Raw genomic sequence first — 18,960 nt, forward strand, 5'->3', positions numbered from 1 at the left:
CCCGGGTGACTAGGACGACGACGGGGACGACGACGAGGTCGTCGTCTGCTCGCGCTCGGCGGCGGCCCGGAACAGCGCACGGCCGGGGGCGGCGGTGATGCCGTGTGCGACCGTACTGGCCACCACGACCAGTGTCCCGGCGCCGAGGAGTATCGGATCCGCACCGGCCCGTGAGGCCTCCTCGGTCAGGTAGAACACCGCGGCCACGCCGACGGGGCCGAACCAGCCGAGGTAGGCGGCGCCGCGCACCTTCAGGGCGAGCGACTTCATCAGGGCGAACAGCAGCGGTGGGCGACGCAGCAGCAGGACGCCGGCCGTGAGCCACACGGCGCCCCAGCCGAGCTCCGCCCAGGCGGTCCACGGGATCATCGCGCCCAGGGCGAGGAAGAACGGCAGGACGGCGAACTGGTTGACCGCCTCGTCGATCTCCACCTCCGTCTTGCGTTCGCTACCGGAGCTCGCGAGGTTGAACGCCAGCCCGGCGACGAAGGACGCGAACACCCCGTTGGCCTCGAGGAGACCCGACACGCCGAGGACGAGGATCGACAGCAGCAGGGTGTACATGAGCATGGCCCCCTTCTCGGTGTCGTGGTGTCGTTCCGAGAAGTGGAGGGCCTTCGCGGCGGCGACTCCACCGACGGCGCCCACAGCGAGGGCTGCTCCGATCTGCCAGAGGGCTTCCGTGGCGGCCTGACCGGCGGTGAGGGGGGTGGCCACGGCGAGCGCGACCAGGACGAGGGGCAGCGCGAGGCCGTCGTTGGCCCCGGACTCCAGGGACAGCAGCTGGCGGTCGTGTTCGGGTAGGTCCTCCTCGGCGGCGTCGCCGGTGACGGCGGCGGAGGCCAGGACGGGGTCAGTGGGGCAGATGGCGGTGCCGAACAGCAGAGCGAGGGCGAACGGTATGCCCAGAGCCCACATGGCCAGGCCCGTCGAGATCAGTGCCATCGCGGGCAGGACCACCACCAGCAGGAGCGCCAGACGCCGCCAGTGCTCGCGGATGGCGGAGAACGGGTAGCGCAGGGCCACACCCATCACCGAGACGGCGAGGAGGATCTCCGCTCCGTTGTGGAGGGTCGACTGCTCGGCGAGGATGTCGGGCACGTCCAACACACCGAGGACTGCGGGCCCCAGGATGACGCCGCCGGCGAGTGCGATCAGCGGCTCGGACACGGGCCAGCGCGTCATCCGCGCGGAGAGGGCGACGATCACCACCCCGAGAGCGCCCACGGCCGCGAGCAACAGATCGAGTGTGGGCAACGGTCCCTCCTTGCGTCGGTCGGTCATCCGCACCATAGGAAAGGCCGCCGGGGCGCGCATCCGGGTCCCGCGTCCGGACCCTCCGCCTCGGCCGGCAGCGCGCGTGCGACAGTGACCCCATGACCGCCGAACGCGAGATCACCCGACCCGTCGACCTGGCCCGCGGCCGCATGCTCAACCCGGACGCCGTGGGCTGGTCCCGGCGCCCCCTGCATTGCACTCATTTCGCCGATCGGGGCTGACCAATCGCTGGGAGTACCGGGGGTCGTCAACGACCGGTTCGTGGTCGGTCTGACGGTCGCCGGGCTGGACTATCTGGCCAACTGCGCGGTCTACGTCCTGGATCGGCACACGGGGCGGGAGGAGAGCCGCAGCGGGATCAGGCCGCTCCACCGGCCGCCGTTCGGTGAGGAACCGGGGGACGGCGCCCTGCGCGGATCGGCCGGCGTGGGTGGGGGTCGGGTGTCCATCGAGGTCGACGACGACGAGGACTCCACCTCCATCCGTGTGCAGGCGCGCGGTGTGCGGGTCCAGCTCGAGGTCAGCCGCCCGGGGCACGACAGCCTCGCGGTGGTGGTCCCGTGGAGTGAGCGGCGGTTCCAGTACACCCTCAAGGATCTGGCCAATCCCGTCACCGGGTCGGTGACCGTCGACGGCACGACGCAGGACCTCGGGGCCGGCTGGGCGGTCCTCGACCGCGGGCGGGGTCGTTGGCGGTACGCGACCACCTGGAACTGGGGCGCGGGTAGCGGCGTGGTGGACGGCTCGACGCGGGCGCTGCAGGTCGGCGGGAAGTGGACGGACGGCACCGGATCGACGGAGAACGGGATCCTCGTCGACGGCCGGATGCACAAGCTCGGCGACGACCTGCAGTGGACCTATGACGTGTCGGACCCGGCCGGGCCGTGGCGGGTGCGGGGTGAGCGGTTGGATGCCACGCTCACGCCGTTTCATATGCGCCGCGATATCACCGAGCTCGGGGTGTTGGCGGTGAAGACGCATCAGGCGTTCGGGACGTGGCACGGAACCGGCGTGCTCGACGACGGCACGGAGGTCTCGCTCGACGGGCTGGTGGGCTGGGCGGAGCAGTCCCGCAACCGCTGGTAGGCCGGCTCGCATCACGGCGGAGGCCGGCCGCGGATGCGCCGCAGAGGCGAATGGCGGGTGACCCGCACCGAAGTGCGCATCACCCGCCATCGCGGTCGGGGTGGCTGACGGGACTCGAACCCGCGACAACCAGAATCACAATCTGGTGCTCTACCAGCTGAACTACAGCCACCACCGCTGCCCTCGCGGACAGCGCTGACGACTTTACCCTCTAGGTGGTCTCGCCGGGAAATCCGCAGGTGAGGCTACTCGACCGCGGGCAGCTCGGCGGCGGCCTTCTTGACCTCGTCGCTGGTCGGCCCGGGCTGCGGGACGAACGCGGTGGCCCGGTAGTACTGCAGCTCGCGGATCGACTCCTTGATGTCCGCCAGGGCCCGGTGGGACATGCCCTTCTCGGGCTGGCCGAAGTAGATGCGGGGGTACCACCGGCGGCACAGTTCCTTGATGGAGCTGACGTCGATCATCCGGTAGTGCAGGTAGGAGTTGAGCTCGGGCATATCGCGGGCGAGGAAGCCGCGGTCGGTGCCGATCGAGTTGCCCGCCAGGGGAGCGGACCCGGCCACCGGCACCCACGCCCGTACGTAGTCCAGGACGGCCTTCTCGGCTTCGGCCACCGTCACCGTCGACCTGCGGATCTCCTCGGTCAGGCCGGAGGAGGCGTGCATGTCCCGCACCACCGGCACCATGGCGTCGAGCGCGGCGTCGGAGGCGTGGATGACGATGTCGACGCCCTCGCCCAGCACGTTGAGGTCGGAGTCGGTGACCAGCGCCGCGATCTCCACCAACTTGTCGTTCGTGGTGTCGAGGCCGGTCATCTCGCAGTCGATCCAGACGATGCGGTCGTTCTTGGATTCCTGGTGGGGCGTCGGTGACGACGACGGGGCAGCGGTCTCGGCGGAGGTCGACTCGGGCATCGTTCGACTATATCGCCGCAGGACGGCCCGGCTGCTGTCGGCCGATCAGGCCCCGCCCTGCTGTCCCTCGCCGAGCTTGGCGTAGAACCTGCCCACGATCGGCGCCATGATCCCGCGCGGGACGTAGTTGCCGGCCACGGACATGGCCTGGCTCAGCGGGCCGGGCACCACGCGCATCTTGTTGCGGGCCAGCGCATCCAGCGAGACGCGGGCGGTGTACTCGGTGTCGACCCACAGGCGGTCGGGGACCAGGCGGTCGACGAAGGTCTTGTCCTCCTCGGCGATCTCCTCGGTGCGCACCGGACCGGGCGCGAGGAGGGTCACGTTGACGCCGGAGCCGATGAGTTCACCCCGTAGGGACTCGGAGAAGGTGTTGAGGAACGCCTTGGTGCCGGCGTAGGTGGCGTTGTTCGGGATCGGCATGTTGCCGGCCGCCGATCCGACGTTGAGGATCGCTCCCGATCGCCGTTCGACCATGCCGGGCAGGACCGCCAGGACCAGGTCGTGGCAGGCCACCGCGTTGACCTGCATCTGCTGCTTCTCGTACGCGGGGTCCAGCGACGCCACGGGTCCGAACGTGGCTATGCCGGCGTTGTTGCAGAGGACCGAGATCTCCCGCGTGGCCAGCTCGTCGAGCAGGGGCTGGCGCTCGGCGGGGCTGCCGAGGTCGCAGGGGCGGACGTCGACGCTCACGCCGTACTCGCTCTCGAGCCGCGTCTTGAGGTTCTGCAGGACTCCCTCGCTGCGGGCCACCACGATGAGCGAATGTCCACGCCGTGCGAGTTCGGTGGCCAGCGCCATGCCGATCCCGGAGGAGGCGCCGGTGACGACTGCTCGGTTCGACGTGGTGGGAGTGGGCAGGGACATGGGGCTCCTCGGGGCTTCGGGCTGGCGGACCGAGGCTGAGCGTACCGGCCGGAGCGCGGGACGCGGCCCCCGGCGAACGTCATTCGCCGGGGGCCGCCGGAGGGCTGGACGGGAGAGGGGGGTCAGCTCCCGAGCGAGCCCATGCTGAGCGAGCCGCCACCGCCGCCGTTGTCGTCGTCCTCGCTGCCTTCCTCCACCCCGATGAAGGCGTACCACTGATCCTCCTGCGAGCAGGTGAACAGGGCGGCCGCGTCGAAGTCGGTCCGCTCTCCGCTCGGGACGCTCAGAGTGGCGGTCCAGTTCTCTGTCTCGCCGGACAGGACGGTGAATCCGTCGACGGTGCCGTAGTGACCGGCGAGACGCGCGCGATCCTGACCCTGCTGGATGGCGTCCAGTTCGACGGCGGCGGGGTCGCCGAGTCCGAGCGAACCCAGGCTGCCGGAGCCGAGCATCACGTCGAGAGAGCCGGGATTCAGGCCCGGGATGTCGAGCCCCCCTCCGCCGGGGATGAGATTGCCGGTCAGGTAGGCGAGCGACCGGACCGCGAGTGGGGCCTCGGTGACGGTTCCGCCGTCGGACGCCCCGAACGCGCCGGGGGTCGCGCACACCAGGGCCTCCTCACTGTCATTGGTGAACGTGCCGGTGACTTCTGCGGCGTCGGCGCCGGCGGCATCGACTGTCACTGTGGCGAGCTCGACGCCGACGGCGACCTGGATCATCGAGTCGTCGGTGCCCGGCAGTGCCATGGGCGCGATCTGGGCGGCGGCGACGCCACTGCCGGCGACGAGGCCGGCGGCGCCGAGAAGGGCGATGAGAGAGCGGCGAGCGGGTGATCGGAACTGCATGGTGAGTTCTCCTCATGTGGGGATGTCGGCGCACCGCCGAAGGGGATGCGGCGTCACACGGGCGCCGGGTGTTGCGTGACTGAGAACACACTAAGACGTTGAAGGTTGACGGTGTATAGATTCGCGCGATCCACCGGCAGCGGAATCGTTGCGCCGCGGCGGGCCGGATAGCGTGACGGGTGTGAACCAGTCGAACCGCCCCGAAACGTCCTCACCTGCGTCCACGGTCCCGACGGCACCCTCGGCGGCCGCGACGCGCACGCCTCGCGGCCGGATCGTGGCCTGGGGGATGTGGGACTGGGGGTCGGCGGCGTTCAACGCGGTGATCGTGACCTTCGTCTTCTCCGTCTATCTCACCGACTCGGTGGGCGCGGACCTCGACGGACCGCTGTCGGCCGCGACGTGGCTGTCGATTTCCGTCGCCGTCGCCGGGCTGGTCATCGCGCTCACCGCGCCGGTGATGGGGCAGCGCGCCGACCGCGGCGGTCGGCGTCGACGGTCGCTCGCGATCTGGACCTACGCAACGGTGCTGCTCACCGCGCTGATGTTCCTCGTCGACGCGGACGCCCCGTACCCTTGGTTCTTCATCGGGCTCGCCCTGCTGGCGATCGGATCGATCACCTTCGAGTTCGCCGAAGTGTCGTACTTCGCGATGCTGCGCCAGGTCTCGACCCCCGCCACGGTCGGCCGGGTGTCCGGCTTCGGCTGGGCGATGGGCTACTTCGGCGGGATCTTCCTGCTGCTCGGGGCGTTCCTCGGCTTCATCGCCGGCGAAGGCCCCGACCGCGGGCTGTTCGGCATCACCACCGACGGCGGCATGAACGTGCGCCTGGTGTGCCTGCTCGCCGCCGTGTGGTTCGCGATCTTCGCGCTGCCGGTGCTGCGGTCGGTGCCGGAGCACCGCCCGGCCGCTGCCGATGGGACGGACGGTGAGGTCGACGACGACGAGCCCGGCTTCCTCGCGTCGTACCGCATCCTCTGGGCCGATCTGAAGCGCCTGTGGCGGCGGGATCCGCGCACCGTGAAGTTCCTCGTCGCGAGCGCTATCTTCCGGGACGGCCTGGCCGGGGTGTTCACCTTCGGGGCGATCCTGGCCGTGACGGTCTACGGGTTGGCGCCCGGGGACGTCCTCATCTTCGGCGTGGCCGCTAACGTGGTGGCGGCGCTGGGGGCGGCGACCGCGGGCCTAGTCGACGACAAGGCCGGCCCCAAGGCGGTGATCATCGGCTCGCTGGTGGCGATGATCGCGAACATGACCGTCCTGCTGTTCGTCGACGGCCCCGCGATGTTCTGGGTCTTCGGGCTGCTGATGTGCCTGTTCGTCGGGCCTGCGCAGTCGGCGTCGCGGTCGTTTCTGGCCAGGCTGGCCCCGGCGGGCAGCGATGGTCAGATGTTCGGCCTCTACGCCACCACCGGCCGCGCGGTCTCGTTCCTCGCCCCCGCCCTGTTCGGACTGTTCACGTGGGCGTTCGCGACGGATCGCGCGGGAATCGCGGGCATCGGCCTGGTGTTGCTGGTGGGCCTGCTCCTGCTGGTGCCGGTGCGGACGCCGACCCGCGACGAGGCGGCCGGTAGCTGGGCGGACGTTCGGTAAACCCTGAACCCGCTGATTAAGAGTCGGCCCGCCGCGTCTGCGACCGCGCGTTACCTCGGCGTCCCGGGAGGGTCGCCCCGGACTCGCCGGTCAGAGCTCGTCGGCCTCGAGGAGTTCGAGGACGGCCGCGGCGTCATCGACGATCGTGGAGAAGCCCGCCTCGGTGAGCTCGGCGTCGCCGATCCCTCCCGTGCGCACCGCCACCGAGCGGATGCCCAGCTTGGCCGCGGCGATCGCGTCCCAGGTCGCGTCGCCCACCATGATGGCGTTCTCGGCGTCGACGCCGGAGCGCTCCAGGGCGATCGCCACGATGGTCGGATCCGGCTTGGCCTGGTCGACGTCCTCGCCGGTGGTCACGGCGTCCAGGTGGCCGTCCACGTCGAGCAACTCGCGCGCCTGCTCGAACTCCGACGGCGCCGCCGAGGTCGCGAGCACGGTGATCCAGCCGCGTTCCTTGGCTCCGCGGACGAGCTCACGGCCACCGGGGAGCAGCCTCAGGGGCGCCTCGGCGTAATACTCGGTGTGCAGGTCCTTGGCCCGGCTCGCCATGTCATCGCGCTCGTCGTCGTCGACACCGGCGAGTTCCAGGAGTTCGGACACCAGCGTGGATCCGTCCTTGCCGATCCGTTTGTGGACCTCTACGTAGGGAACCGGCGCCCCGGCTTCCGCCAGTGCCCGGTACCAGGTCGCGACGTGGACGTAGGTCGAGTCGATCAGCGTGCCGTCGACGTCGAGAAGAAGTGCGCGCTCGGAACTCATGCCCCCGAAGGTGCCCGTCTCGCCGCGCGGCGGCAACCGCACACGGTGTGTCCTCGGGCACGCCGGGGGCGTCATTCACCGGCGCTCGGCCGCGTCGACCGGTGGCGCTCGCCGTCGCTCGTGCGCACTATCGATTGGCATGACGCGCTTCGGATACACACTCATGACCGAACAGTCGGGCCCCAAGGAACTCGTGCGCTACGCGGCCAAGGCCGAGCAGGCGGGGTTCGACTTCGAGGTGGCCTCCGACCACTACTTCCCGTGGCTGAGCTCGCAGGGACACGCGCCGTATGTGTGGAGCGTGCTCGGTGCGGTCGCGCACGTCACCGAACGGGTCGACCTGTGCACCTACGTCACCTGCCCGATCCTGCGGTACCACCCGGCCGTGGTCGCGCAGAAGGCCGCGACCGTGCAGATCATGTCCGACGGCCGGTTCATGCTCGGCATCGGCGCCGGCGAGAACCTCAACGAACACGTCGTCGGCCAACGCTGGCCATCCGTCGACGAGCGGCACGAGATGACCGTCGAGGCGCTGGAGATCATCCGCGAGCTCTTCGACGGCGGCCTCGTGACCTACTCCGGCGAGCACTTCCGCGTGGACTCCGCCCGCCTGTGGGATCTGCCCGAGAAGCGGGTTCCTATCGGCGTGGCCGCCGGGGGCGAGAAGGCGCTCGCGCACCTCGGCCCGCTGGGCGACCACCTCATCGCGACTGAGCCCGAGAGCAGCTACATCGAGAAGTGGAACGCCCTGGACGGGCAGACGCGGATCGGTGACGGTGCCCGCGCGATCGCGCAGATTCCCATCAGCTGGGATCCCGACTCGCAGTCCGCCGCCGTCGAGCGCGCGCACGACCAGTTCCGCTGGTTCGCCGGGGGCTGGGCCATGAACTCCGACCTGCCCACCACCGCCGGGTTCGCCGCCGCCACCCAGTTCGTGCGGCCCGAGGACGTGGGGGAGCAGCTCGCCTGCGGTCCCGACCTCGACGCGATCGTGGAGAAGGTCCGGCCCTACTGGGAAGCCGGATACACGGACATCGCGCTGATCCAGATCGGCGACTCCACGCTCGACCGCTTCCTCGAGGAGGCCGCCGAGCCGCTGCTGGCGCGGCTGCGTGAGGCCGCGGGCTGACCGGCTGTCACCTCCGCTCGGCCGCCGCGCTCGCCCCGCCGCCGCGTCGATAAGAGCTTCGCGCCCGTATCGCCCGAGTAGGAGTGTGCGGAACACTCTTCTCGGTGGGCGGAGTGCCCGAATCGTGAAGCGCTGGGCGCCCCCGAGAGGATTCGAACCCCTGACCAGCCGGGTAGAAACCGGATGCTCTATCCACTGAGCTACGGAGGCCTACGACACACCGCGAGGGCGTCGCCGGGTGAATGGTAGCCGATCCGGGGGGTGGTCCCGGCACCGGCGAATCGGCCCGGGGGCGCCCGGGTTCTTACGATGGTGGTCATGACGTCGTCGAAGACCGCCCCAGCCACCACCGGGCGGCTCGGAACCCGCAGTATCGTCCTGCTCGTCCTGCTCCTCGCGGCGGTGGCGGCCGCGGTGGTCATCCCGCTCTCCGCGCTGTCGCGGGACGTCGCGCTGGAGCTGGTGGGCGTGCCCGACCCGGGCGTACTCACCACGGCCGGGCTGCCGGCGCTGCGGTCCATCGGCGAACTGCTCGCGTCGGTGGCGGTGGGTGCCGCCCTGTTCGCGGCGTTCTTCACTCCGCCGCAGAAGGACAAGACGCTCGATGTGGACGGCTACCGCATGCAGCAGATCTCGTCCTGGGCCAACATCGCCTGGGCGGTCGCGGCGGCGCTGCTCATCCCGCTGACCCTCTCCGACGTCTCCGGGCGCACGTTCTTCCAGTCGCTGCCGCCGGACCAGTGGCTGGTGGCGATCAACCAGATCGACGTGGCGTCCTCGTGGCGGTGGGCCGCGATCATCGCGCTCGTCGCCGGGATCGGGCAGCGACTTACGCTGAGCTGGCGCTGGTCGGTCATCTGGCTCGCCGTCACCGCGCTCTCGCTGCTACCGGTGGCGGCCACGGGCCACGCCTCGGGTAGCACCGCGCACGACATCGCCACCAACTCGCTGATCATCCACCTGTTCAGTGCCGCGTTCTACATCGGCGGGCTCGTCGCGGTGATCGCCCACACGTGGGTCGGCGGCACGCGGGTGGCCCTGGCCCTGCGTCGCTACTCGGCGGTGGCGACGGTGGCGATCATCGCGCTGGGCCTGTCGGGCGTGATCAACGCGATCGTGCGCCTGCACCCCGCCGACCTGTTCACCTCCACCTACGGGCTGCTGGTGGTGTGCAAGGCGCTCGTGCTGTGCCTGCTCGCCCTGTTCGGCCTGGCGGTGCGCCGCCGGGTCATCAACCGGATCGAGTCCAAGGGCGCCAACGCCCCGGTGGACCGCGCGACGATGCTGCGGATCATCCTCACCGAGTCCGTCATCATGGCGGGCACCATCGGACTGTCCGTGTCACTGGGTCGAACCCCGCCGCCGGCGCCGCTGTACGTGCCCACCCGCCAGGAGGCGCTGCTCGGCTTCGAGCTGCCCGGCCCATTTGGATTCGGCACCGTGTTCGGCACGTGGCGCTTCGATCTCGTCCTGGGGCTCGCCGCGGTGATCCTGCTGGGCCTGTACCTGTGGGGGCTGTTCAGCCTGCGCCGGCGCGGTGACTCGTGGCCGGCCGGCCGCACCGCCTTCTGGGTGTCCGGCTGCGTGATCCTCTTCCTCACGACCAGTTCGGGCATGGGGATGTTCATGATGGCCGACTTCGCCAGCCACATGGTGGGCCACATGATCATCTCGATGCTGGTGCCGGTCCTGCTCGCGCTGGGCGGCCCGTTCACGCTCGCGCTACGGGCGCTGCCGGCGGCCGGTCGGGGCAACCCGCCGGGGCCGCGCGAGTGGCTGGTCGAGTTCATCAACAGCCCGATCTCGCGATTCCTCACCCACCCCATCGTCGCGTCGGTGCAGTTCGTGGCCGGCTTCTACATCATCTACTTCGGCGGGTTCTACGAGACGCTGGCCTCCGAGCACCTGGGCCACATGTTCATGAACGTCCACTTCCTCATCAGTGGCTACCTGTTCTACTGGGTGATCATCGGCGTGGACGCGGCACCGCGGCACTTCTCGCCGATGTACAAGCTCATGGTGCTGCTCTCCTCGCTCCCGTTCCACGCGTTCTTCGGCATCCTGCTCATGAACTACCCCACGGTGCTGGCGGAGGGTTGGTACTCGGGCATCGGCCTGCCGTGGATCCCGGACCTGTTGCAGAGTCAGCGGGTCGGCGGCGGCGTCGCCTGGGCGATGGGGGAGATCCCGTTGGTGATCGTCATGCTGGCCCTGGCGTGGCAGTGGTACCAGAGCGACATGCGCGAGGCGCGGCGCGGGGAGCGGCAGGCCGACCGGGACGACGACGCCGAGCTCAGGGCCTATAACGAGATGCTCGCCGAGATGTCTCGCGCGGACCGCCGGCGCTGAGGTCGCGCACCTCGTCGTCGTCGCACCCCTCCTCTCCACACCCCGCCCCCTCTCCACAGGGTGACCACCGCGCGCGGTGGGGACCAGGGGTGACGACGACGAGGTGCGGCACTCTGCAGGGCACGAGGCCGGCGCACGGTCGGCCGAGCGTGACAGGAGCGAGCCCATGAACGAAGCCCAGACCACAGTCCGCGGAACCGTGATCACCCACCCCACCACCCGGCGCGTCGGCGACGACCAGGTGTTCTCCTTCCGGGTCGCCAGCAACACCCGCTACCAGGACCGGACGTCGGGGGAGTGGAAGACCGGCGGCACGCTGTACTTCTCGGCCAACTGCTGGGGCCGGCTCGCGCAGCGGGCGTCCGGGTCGATCTGCAAGGGCGACGGCGTGATCGTCCACGGCCGGTTGCTCACCAACGAGTACGAGCGCGACGGTCACCTCATGCGCGATCTGGAGATGCGGGTCAGCGCGCTGGGCCCGGACCTGTCCCGAATGGACGTCACCGTGCGCCGGGCCAAGCCGGACGCGCCCGGGGAGGGGGCGACCGACGGCGGCGAGCCGGGTCTGCGCGGCCTGTCCGAGGAGGACGAGGACGCGATGGAGATCGGGTCGCACGACCTCGACGCGGCGGGGGCGGTACCGGCCGGCGACGGCGAGTTCGTGGGGGTCGCCGGCGGGTAGACGCACCGGGGGAGGGGGCGGCGTCCGCCGGGGACGCCGGGGCCGCGGGCGGACACGTAACATGGGGGTCGTGCCCGCGGCCCGCCGCGGTGATGTGACCTATTTGTGCAGGTGAGAGGGTAGAATGGCCGAGTTCATATACACCATGAAGAAGGTTCGTAAGGCGCACGGGGACAAGGTGATCCTCGACGACGTCACGATGGCCTTCTACCCCGGTGCGAAGATCGGCGTGGTCGGCCCCAACGGCGCCGGTAAGTCCTCGATCCTCAAGATCATGGCCGGCCTGGACCAGCCGTCCAACGGCGAGGCATTCCTCGACCCCGAGGCCACGGTCGGGATCCTCCTGCAGGAGCCCGAGCTCGACCCGGACAAGACCGTCAAGGAGAACGTCGAGGACGGCCTCGGCGAGACCATGGTCAAGCTGCGGCGGTACAACGAGGTCGCCGAGGAGATGGCGACCAACTACACCGATGAGCTCATGGAGGAGATGGGCGTCCTCCAGGAGTACCTGGACGCGGTCGACGCCTGGGAGGTCGACTCGCAGATCGAGCAGGCGATGGACGCGCTCCGCTGCCCGCCGGGTGACGCGCCGGTCACCAACCTGTCCGGTGGCGAGATCCGCCGCGTCGCGCTGTGCAAGCTGCTGCTGAGCAAGCCCGACCTGCTGCTGCTCGACGAGCCCACCAACCACCTCGACGCCGAGAGCGTGCTGTGGCTCGAGCAGCACCTCGCCAGCTACCCCGGCGCCGTCATGGCCGTCACGCACGACCGGTACTTCCTCGACCACGTCGCCCAGTGGATCTGTGAGGTCGACCGCGGCAAGCTGCACCCCTACGAGGGCAACTACTCCACCTACCTGGAGAAGAAGGCCGAGCGGCTCGAGGTCCAGGGCAAGAAGGACCAGAAGCTGCAGAAGCGCCTCAAGGCCGAGCTCGAGTGGGTGCGCTCCGGCGCCAAGGCCCGCCAGTCCAAGTCCAAGGCCCGACTGGCCAAGTACGAGGAGATGGCGGCCGAGGCCGAGAAGCACAGGAAGCTGGACTTCGAGGAGATCCAGATCCCGACCCCGCCGCGCCTCGGCAACGTGGTGGTCGAGGTCAACGACCTCCAGAAGGGCTTCGACGACCGGATCCTCATCAAGGACCTGTCCTTCACGCTGCCCCGCAACGGCATCGTCGGCGTGATCGGCCCCAACGGTGTCGGTAAGACGACGCTGTTCAAGACCATCGTCGGACTGGAGGAGCCGGACGCCGGCAGCGTCCGGATCGGCGACACCGTCAAACTCAGCTACGTCGACCAGAACCGCGCCAACATCGACCCCGAGAAGTCGGTGTGGGAAGTGGTCTCCGACGGCCTGGACTTCATCGAGGTCGGCCAGAACGAGATGCCCTCGCGCGCCTACCTCAGCGCGTTCGGCTTCAAGGGCCCGGACCAGCAGAAGAAGGCCGGAGTCCTCTCCGGTGGTGAGCGCAACCGCCTCAACCTGGCGCTGACCCTCAAGGTCGGCGGTAACCTCATCCTGCTGGACGAGCCCACCAACGACCTCGACACCGAGACCCTCGGCAGCCTGGAGAACGCCCTCGAGGAGTTCCCCGGTTGCGCCGTGGTCATCTCGCACGACCGGTGGTTCCTCGACCGGACCTGTACCCACATCCTCGCCTGGGAGGGCAACGTAGCCGAGGGCCAGTGGTACTGGTACGAGGGCAACTTCGAGGGCTACGAGAAGAACAAGGTCGAGCGCCTCGGCCCCGACGCGGCCCGCCCGAGCCGGGTCACCCACCGCAAGCTCACCCGGGGCTGACGTCCATGGCGACACCGGCCACCCGCGACACGGGCACCGCTCCGGCTCCGGCCGAGAGCGGTGCGCCGGGCGCCGTGCACCGGGTCCGCATCCCGTTGCGCATCTCCGACTTCGTGGGCTCGCACGTCAACAACGTGCGGTTCCAGGAGTTCTCCCAGGACGCCCGGATGATGTTCTTCCGTGAGAAGTTCGACGTCCCGGGATCGTGGGTGCCGATCGCCCTGGCGCGGTGGATGGAGATCGATTTCCGTCGCACCATCGTCATGGGTGTGCCCGAGGTGTGGGTCGAAGTGCGGACACTGCGCGTCGGCCGCACCTCGTACACCATGCGGACCTCGATCGGCACGGAGTCCACGGGCCCCGAGCCGTGCGCGGTCGTCGACACCGTTATGGTGGTGACGGCGGCCGACGAGACCACTACGTTGGAGATCAATCCCGAGGAGCGCGCCGCGCTGCTCGGCCACCGGGAGGATGCGGGATGACGTCACGCGACGCGACGGACGCCGGGACGTTCCGCTGCACCCTGCAGGTGCGGTGGGCGGACTTCGATCAGTACGGGCACGTCAACAACATCAAGTACATCGAGTACGCCCAAGAGGCGCGGATCCTGTTCATCCGCAGCCGCTTCGGGCCGTTCGGCCTCGGGAACCTCCCGCAGGTGGTCCGCCGGACCGAGATCGACCACCTGCGGCCCGTCCTGCGGGACTCCACGACAGTGGACGTGGAGATCGAGGTCGAGCACGTCGGCACCACCTCGTACCAGATCCGGCAGACGATCTACGACGCCGCGGGCGAGGTCTGCTGCACGCTGCGGGTGGTCATGGTCGCCTATGACACCTCCACCTCGTCGGCGGTGGAGATCCCGTCCGGGGTCCGCAACGTGCTGGAGGCCGCCCGTCAGCCGGCCGCGATCACGGACCAGGGGACGGCCGGGTGACAGACCAACTCGTCTACGAGGCCGGCGGCCCGCTGGGCGTGTCGGGGGAGCCGGGACGTCGGGTGTTCACCTCGGCGATGCCCGTCCGCTGGTCGGACCAGGACCTCTACCGCCACGTCAACCACGCGCGGATGATCACCCTCATCGAGGAGGCGCGGATCCCGTGGCTCTTCTCCGAGGGGCTGCCGACCGCCACGCTCACCGCCGGCGCGGTGATGACCGACCTGGCGGTCAGGTACCGCGGCCAGATCCGCCACGCCGACGGGCCCATCCGTGTGCGGATGTGGTGCGAGAAGGTCGGCGGTGCTCTGTTCGTGGCGCGACACGAGGTCCGCGCGCGCACCACCCCGGACTCTGCGCCACCCGAGGTGGACTGCACCGCCACCATCGCCGCCTTCGACCTCGTCACCCAGCGACCCCGCCGGCTCACGCGCGACGAGCGCGGCTATCTCCTGGAGTTCCGGCACGAGGACGCGGCGTGACGGCGCCCGGGCCGATCCCGGCGCAGGGGGAGAGCGTGATCCGCATCCCGGATCCCGCCGACCGCGACGACCTGCGGACCCTCCTGCGTCGGCTCCTGCGGCTCGACGAGGCGGCCGTCGTCCGGCTCACCTCGAGCGGGGACCGGATGCGGGTGTGGGGCCGCACCCCCTTCGGCGCGCTCGTCGTCCGTGTCCTCGGCGGTTCGTGCCCCGGTGGCGACGTCGTCTGCGGCGCCGACCACCTGCTCACCGAGCTCGACGTCCTGCAGCGCGGCGACCTCGAGGGGCGCATCGACCCCGGCATGCCTCTGGTCTCCGCCTGGCAGGGGCTGCTGCCGCCCACGGACGGGTTCACCCGCGTCGAGGACGTGCCCGCGCAGGTGTTCCTCGACCTCACCGAGTCGGGGCGCGAGGCCGCGCGCGAGAACGCCGGCCCGGCCGGACTTCCGCCCTCGCTGCTCGACCAGGAGGCGCTGACCGTCCGCGCGGACACCGACCACCCCGTCGGCGTGGACATGCGCACGGTGTTCTCCGTGGTGATGTGCGGGTTCGTCCCGGAAAAGGCGGGCCGCGCCCCCGAGGGCGAGCCGGTCCGGGTGAGCGAACGCGGCGCCTGGCTGCGTCTGGACGCCCGCTACGGCACGGCGTTCCGCCGCACGGACGCCCTCACCCTCGAACCGCTGCGGTGACCTCCCCGGGGTTCTCGATCTCGTGGCCGGGGCGCGGACGCGTCCCGGCCCCCGCCGAGCAGGGGCCGCCCCCACGGATCGAGGCGGTCTTCCCCGGCGAGCACGCCGGCGCCGTCCTCGTCGGCGACGGAGCGCGGATCGCCGAGTCCGCGGACGCCCTGGCCGGGCACGACCTCGCGCCCGCCGGCGCCGCTCAGCTCGTCTACCTCGACCCGCCGTACAACCGCGGCGGTCGATTCGACTCCTACCACGACAACATGCCGCGCCTCGAGTGGCTCGACTACATCGAGAGCCGCCTCGTCGTCGCCCGCGATCTGCTCGCCGACACGGGGACCGTGTGGGTCCACCTCGACGACGCCGAGGCCCACCGCGTCCGCTGCCTGCTCGACGACGTCTTCGGCACCGACGCCTTCATCGCCGACCTCACGGTGGAGAGCAACCCCAAGGGCCGCCAGTTGGACCGGTTCTTCGCCGGGTCCCACGACCGACTCATGGTGTACGCTCGCGACCCCGAGCTCGTGCGGCTCGCCGGAGGCGTCGCCTCGGCGGTCGACCCCGCAGACTTCCCGCTCACGGACGGCGACGGCGTCAGCTTCAGGCTCCTGCCGCTGCGCAACACCAACAAGCGCTTCAACCCGCGCACCACGCCCACCATGACCTACCCGCTCTACGGCGATCCCGTGACCGGTGCCGTCTCCGTGGAGCCCGGCCCGGGCCTGGTCGAGATCCTCCCGGTGTTCGGCGACCTCACGCCGGCGGTGTGGCGCTGGTCGCGCGACCGGGCTCGCGAGCGGGTGGGGGACCTGGTGTGCCGCACCGTCCGGGGGCGCAGCGGCCCGCGCGTGGACGTGTACCAGCGCGACAGATTCGAGTCGGGCCGCATCAAGAAGCTCAAGACGATCTGGCTGGCCCAGGAGGTCGGCTCCACCGACACCGCCCGCGCCGAGCTGCGGGCGGCCGGGGTCGACGGGTTCCGCACGCCCAAGCCGGAGGCGCTGATGCGGCGGATCGTCGAGCTGGCCACCGAACCCGGCGAGTTGGTAGTGGATCTGTTCGCGGGATCGGGGACGACGGCGGTGGCCGCCCGCGGGCTGGGACGACGGTGGGTGGTGGTCGAACGCAACCCCGACACCGTCCGCGACGTGCTGGTGCCGAGGCTTCGGGCCGGTGACTAGTGGGCATCTCCGTTAGTTCGTCGGGGGTCATGCTGCGCGGAGGGTGCCGTCGTTGTTGAGGCGGTCGAGGTGGCGGTTGAGGTCGTCGCGGGTGTACTTCCAGCCGAACGGTTCGGCGCTTCGGTTGTAGCGATCCTGGAACGCGAGGATGCGTGCGGCGAGATCGTCGAGGTCTGCGAAGTCGCCGGTGGCGATGGCTTTGCGCTGCAGGATCGAGAAGTAGATTTCGACCTGGTTGAGCCACGAGGCGTGCACCGGAAGGTGCACCAGGACCGCGTTGGGAAACGCATGACGCATCCGGTCTTTCGAGGCCTGACCTGCTTGGGATGAGCCGTTGTCGACGACCCAGAACACTCGCTTCGCGGATGCGTATGGCTCTTGGGTCATCACCTGCTCGACCAGTTCGGTGAACGGGGCGATCCCTGTCTTGGGTGCGGTCATCCCCATCACGCGGGCCTGGTGGACGTCGTAGGCGGCGAAGTAGGCCAACGTCCCACCGCGGCGGTACTCGAACTCCACGCGCCGCGGCTGACCGGGCCTGGCGGGAGTCTCGGCGTGACGGCGTTTGAGGGCTTGGAGCTGTGATTTTTCGTCCGCACTGATGACGTACTCATCGTCGCCGAGAGCAACGCCGTTCCAGCGCCGGTGGTACAGGTCCAGCACCCGGGCGGCCTTGACGGCGAAGTCGGGGTCGCGGGGAAAAATCCACGACCGGTGCTGCCACGGCTTGATCGCATCTGCGGCCAGCCAGCGCCCGATCGTCGCCGACGCCACGGGGCGCACCAGCCCTGTGGCCACGGCGTGGGCTCTCAACTCGGCGGCCGACCATCTGGTCAGTGGCAGACCGTGGTCAGCCGGGCGCGTACACGCCAACGCTTTGACCTGGGCGACCTCGACGGGGGTGAACACTCGCGGTCGTCCCGAGCGGGGCCGATCTTTGAGACCCTCCAGGCGCTCGGTGCAGAACCGATGCCGCCACTGGCGCACCGTGTCTTCGCACACCCCGACCTCGCGGGCGATCGCAGCGTTGGCATCACCGGCAGCGGCCGCCAGGACGATCCGGGCTCGCAGTACATCGCGGTGCGCACAACGAGCAGCGTGCGCGCGGCGGGTCAGCACGTCGCGTTCTTTGCCGGACAGGATGACGATAACGGCGCTGGTGGGAGGCATGTTCATTTCTGACGCACCCAGCGGCGCCCGCCAAGCCGCCACGCCGGAACAAGCCGAAAGTCGAGGGCGAGAAACGGCGGCGGCGATGATGGAGACCATGGCCAAGATCCCCGACTCGACACAGACCTCACTGCGACAGAAACTCCTGGCCCGCGCTGCCGAACGGTGGCCCCAGATCCAGGCCCTGCACACCCGCTACCGGGCCGGATTCGCCTACATCGATGCCACCTTGACCGACGGGGACGAAGTCAAGCTCTGCCGACTGCGCTACGCCGGATCAGCCAGCCAGTGGGGTTTTGCGATCTACCGCGCCAGCCACGACGACTACCAGCAAGCCGCCCTGCCAAACGGATGGCCCTCAGGCACTCCCGCAGAAGCCCTCGACACCGCCTGCGGCCTCTATCTCGGCGACCCCACCGCCTGGATCACCGACCCCCGACGAACTAACGGAGATGCCCACTAGCGGAGCATGAGGCTGCCGCCGTCGACCATCATCGTCTGCCCGGTCATATAGGACGCGTCGTCGCTGGCCAGGAACACGGCGACCCGCCCGATGTCGGATTCGGGGTCGCCGAATCGCCGCATCGGGGTGCCCGCGAGCAGCTTCTCCTCGATCCCCGGGTTCGCTTCGATGTACGCCTCGACGCCCTCGGTGAGCGCGAGCGGTGAGATGACGTTGACGTTGATCCCGTCGCGCGCCCACTCGTTGGCGGCCACCCGGCTGATCGCGCGGATCGCCTCCTTGGCGGCGGCGTAGGACGCCTGGGTGGCGCTACCGTCGATCCCGGCGCCGGAGGCGAAGTTGATCACCGAGCCGTCCTGCGCCGCCAGGTGCGGATGCGCGGCCTTCATGAGCCAGAACGTGGGGTAGAAGCCGGTGTTGAACGACAGGTCCATCATGCCGCCGGTGGTCTGCAACAGTGGGGCCTGACGAGAGGCGTGCGCGTTGTTGACCAGCACGTCGAGGTGGCCGAAGGCGTCGACGGCGGCGGCGACGATCTTCTCCGCGTTGGCCTCCACCGAGATGTCTGAGTTCAGGTACCGCACCTCGTCTCCGAGTTCGGCGGCGAGCGCCTCCCCGGCCTCGTCGTTGATGTCCACCACCAGGACTCGGGCTCCCTCGGCGACGAACGCGCGCGTGATGCCGCGGCCGATGCCGCCGGCCCCTCCGGTCACGATGGCCGTCTTACCGGAAAGTCGCATATC

Annotated in this window: 20 protein-coding genes and 2 tRNA genes; 13 read left to right on the forward strand and 9 right to left on the reverse strand. The window is 69.9% G+C overall.

Annotated elements, in window-relative coordinates; translation table 11 throughout:
• Positions 1-9: 9 nt before the first annotated feature.
• Positions 10-1,293, reverse strand: coding sequence for a cation:proton antiporter (locus C3V38_RS11175; RefSeq protein ID WP_061230006.1), 1,284 nt, complete (start codon positions 1,291-1,293; stop codon positions 10-12).
• Between the two features lie 83 nt (positions 1,294-1,376).
• Between C3V38_RS11175 and C3V38_RS18195 the strand changes: the two genes are divergently transcribed.
• Together C3V38_RS18195 and C3V38_RS11180 are read left to right on the forward strand one after the other, a co-directional pair.
• Positions 1,377-1,499 (forward strand): hypothetical protein, encoded by a 123-nt coding sequence (locus C3V38_RS18195; protein WP_256386838.1) that lies wholly within the window; start codon positions 1,377-1,379, stop codon positions 1,497-1,499.
• Positions 1,500-1,506: 7 nt separating this feature from the next.
• On the forward strand, positions 1,507-2,364 hold the full coding sequence (locus C3V38_RS11180) for a DUF2804 domain-containing protein (protein WP_259828072.1): 858 nt from the start codon (positions 1,507-1,509) through the stop codon (positions 2,362-2,364).
• A 99-nt stretch (positions 2,365-2,463) separates the two neighbouring features.
• Here the strand turns inward: C3V38_RS11180 and C3V38_RS11185 are convergent.
• From C3V38_RS11185 to C3V38_RS11200, 4 genes are all read right to left on the reverse strand, one after another.
• Positions 2,464-2,536 (reverse strand) — tRNA-His (locus C3V38_RS11185).
• 73 nt (positions 2,537-2,609) lie between these two features.
• Complete coding sequence (orn, locus tag C3V38_RS11190) at positions 2,610-3,278, reverse strand: oligoribonuclease (protein WP_007626700.1); 669 nt, start codon at positions 3,276-3,278, stop codon at positions 2,610-2,612.
• Positions 3,279-3,323: 45 nt separating this feature from the next.
• On the reverse strand, positions 3,324-4,145 hold the full coding sequence (gene cmrA, locus C3V38_RS11195; RefSeq protein WP_106385791.1) for a mycolate reductase: 822 nt from the start codon (positions 4,143-4,145) through the stop codon (positions 3,324-3,326).
• Positions 4,146-4,267: 122 nt separating this feature from the next.
• Entirely contained in the window at positions 4,268-4,990 is a 723-nt protein-coding gene (locus tag C3V38_RS11200) for a hypothetical protein (protein WP_106385792.1), read from the reverse strand.
• A gap of 289 nt (positions 4,991-5,279) precedes the next feature.
• Between C3V38_RS11200 and C3V38_RS11205 the strand changes: the two genes are divergently transcribed.
• The gene (locus C3V38_RS11205) at positions 5,280-6,584 is read left to right on the forward strand and encodes an MFS transporter (RefSeq protein WP_254426159.1); all 1,305 of its coding nucleotides are present in this window, start codon (positions 5,280-5,282) and stop codon (positions 6,582-6,584) included.
• Positions 6,585-6,674: 90 nt separating this feature from the next.
• On the opposite strand, the gene C3V38_RS11210 is transcribed toward C3V38_RS11205, so the two are convergent.
• Positions 6,675-7,343 carry an HAD family hydrolase gene (locus C3V38_RS11210; protein ID WP_165001105.1) on the reverse strand — a complete coding sequence of 223 codons (669 nt, stop codon included), beginning with the start codon at positions 7,341-7,343 and terminating at the stop codon, positions 6,675-6,677.
• Between the two features lie 139 nt (positions 7,344-7,482).
• Here C3V38_RS11210 and C3V38_RS11215 point away from each other — a divergent pair, with 139 nt between their 5' ends.
• Positions 7,483-8,472, forward strand: a complete 990-nt coding sequence (locus C3V38_RS11215; protein WP_106385794.1) for a TIGR03557 family F420-dependent LLM class oxidoreductase — start codon at positions 7,483-7,485, stop codon at positions 8,470-8,472.
• 137 nt (positions 8,473-8,609) lie between these two features.
• On the opposite strand, the gene C3V38_RS11220 is transcribed toward C3V38_RS11215, so the two are convergent.
• Positions 8,610-8,682: transfer RNA gene (locus C3V38_RS11220), tRNA-Arg, on the reverse strand.
• Between the two features lie 108 nt (positions 8,683-8,790).
• Here C3V38_RS11220 and C3V38_RS11225 point away from each other — a divergent pair.
• The 8 genes from C3V38_RS11225 (at position 8,791) to C3V38_RS11260 (ending at position 16,584) form a co-directional block, all read left to right on the forward strand.
• On the forward strand, positions 8,791-10,821 hold the full coding sequence (locus tag C3V38_RS11225) for a cytochrome c oxidase assembly protein (protein ID WP_061230010.1): 2,031 nt from the start codon (positions 8,791-8,793) through the stop codon (positions 10,819-10,821).
• Positions 10,822-10,987: 166 nt separating this feature from the next.
• Positions 10,988-11,503 (forward strand): single-stranded DNA-binding protein, encoded by a 516-nt coding sequence (locus tag C3V38_RS11230; RefSeq protein ID WP_063935582.1) that lies wholly within the window; start codon positions 10,988-10,990, stop codon positions 11,501-11,503.
• Positions 11,504-11,627: 124 nt separating this feature from the next.
• Positions 11,628-13,301: an energy-dependent translational throttle protein EttA gene (gene ettA, locus C3V38_RS11235; RefSeq protein ID WP_061228462.1), complete on the forward strand. Its 1,674-nt coding sequence runs from the start codon at positions 11,628-11,630 to the stop codon at positions 13,299-13,301.
• Between the two features lie 5 nt (positions 13,302-13,306).
• Positions 13,307-13,783, forward strand: a complete 477-nt coding sequence (locus tag C3V38_RS11240) for a thioesterase family protein (RefSeq protein ID WP_106385795.1) — start codon at positions 13,307-13,309, stop codon at positions 13,781-13,783.
• Positions 13,780-14,238 carry a thioesterase family protein gene (locus C3V38_RS11245; protein ID WP_007626689.1) on the forward strand — a complete coding sequence of 153 codons (459 nt, stop codon included), beginning with the start codon at positions 13,780-13,782 and terminating at the stop codon, positions 14,236-14,238. The genes C3V38_RS11240 and C3V38_RS11245 overlap by 4 nt, the downstream gene beginning before the upstream one ends.
• The gene (locus tag C3V38_RS11250; protein WP_083961772.1) at positions 14,235-14,720 is read left to right on the forward strand and encodes a thioesterase family protein; all 486 of its coding nucleotides are present in this window, start codon (positions 14,235-14,237) and stop codon (positions 14,718-14,720) included. Before C3V38_RS11245 ends, C3V38_RS11250 begins: the two co-directional genes overlap by 4 nt.
• On the forward strand, positions 14,717-15,409 hold the full coding sequence (locus C3V38_RS11255) for a hypothetical protein (RefSeq protein ID WP_061917288.1): 693 nt from the start codon (positions 14,717-14,719) through the stop codon (positions 15,407-15,409). The genes C3V38_RS11250 and C3V38_RS11255 overlap by 4 nt, the downstream gene beginning before the upstream one ends.
• Positions 15,406-16,584 carry a site-specific DNA-methyltransferase gene (locus C3V38_RS11260; protein ID WP_063935581.1) on the forward strand — a complete coding sequence of 393 codons (1,179 nt, stop codon included), beginning with the start codon at positions 15,406-15,408 and terminating at the stop codon, positions 16,582-16,584. Before C3V38_RS11255 ends, C3V38_RS11260 begins: the two co-directional genes overlap by 4 nt.
• Positions 16,585-16,611: 27 nt before the next feature.
• Here the strand turns inward: C3V38_RS11260 and C3V38_RS11265 are convergent, their stop codons facing one another.
• On the reverse strand, positions 16,612-17,754 hold the full coding sequence (locus tag C3V38_RS11265) for an IS630 family transposase (RefSeq protein ID WP_106386469.1): 1,143 nt from the start codon (positions 17,752-17,754) through the stop codon (positions 16,612-16,614).
• Between C3V38_RS11265 and C3V38_RS11270 the strand changes: the two genes are divergently transcribed.
• Positions 17,753-18,217, forward strand: coding sequence for a hypothetical protein (locus tag C3V38_RS11270; RefSeq protein WP_254425955.1), 465 nt, complete (start codon positions 17,753-17,755; stop codon positions 18,215-18,217). The genes C3V38_RS11265 and C3V38_RS11270 overlap by 2 nt on opposite strands.
• Here C3V38_RS11270 and C3V38_RS11275 read toward each other — a convergent pair.
• Positions 18,214-18,957: an SDR family NAD(P)-dependent oxidoreductase gene (locus C3V38_RS11275; RefSeq protein WP_106385796.1), complete on the reverse strand. Its 744-nt coding sequence runs from the start codon at positions 18,955-18,957 to the stop codon at positions 18,214-18,216. The two genes, C3V38_RS11270 and C3V38_RS11275, sit on opposite strands and share 4 nt — an antisense overlap.
• Between the last annotated feature and the right edge of the window lie 3 nt (positions 18,958-18,960).

Source organism: Dietzia sp. oral taxon 368 (genome assembly GCF_002999155.1).
Taxonomy (GTDB): domain Bacteria; phylum Actinomycetota; class Actinomycetes; order Mycobacteriales; family Mycobacteriaceae; genus Dietzia; species Dietzia cinnamea.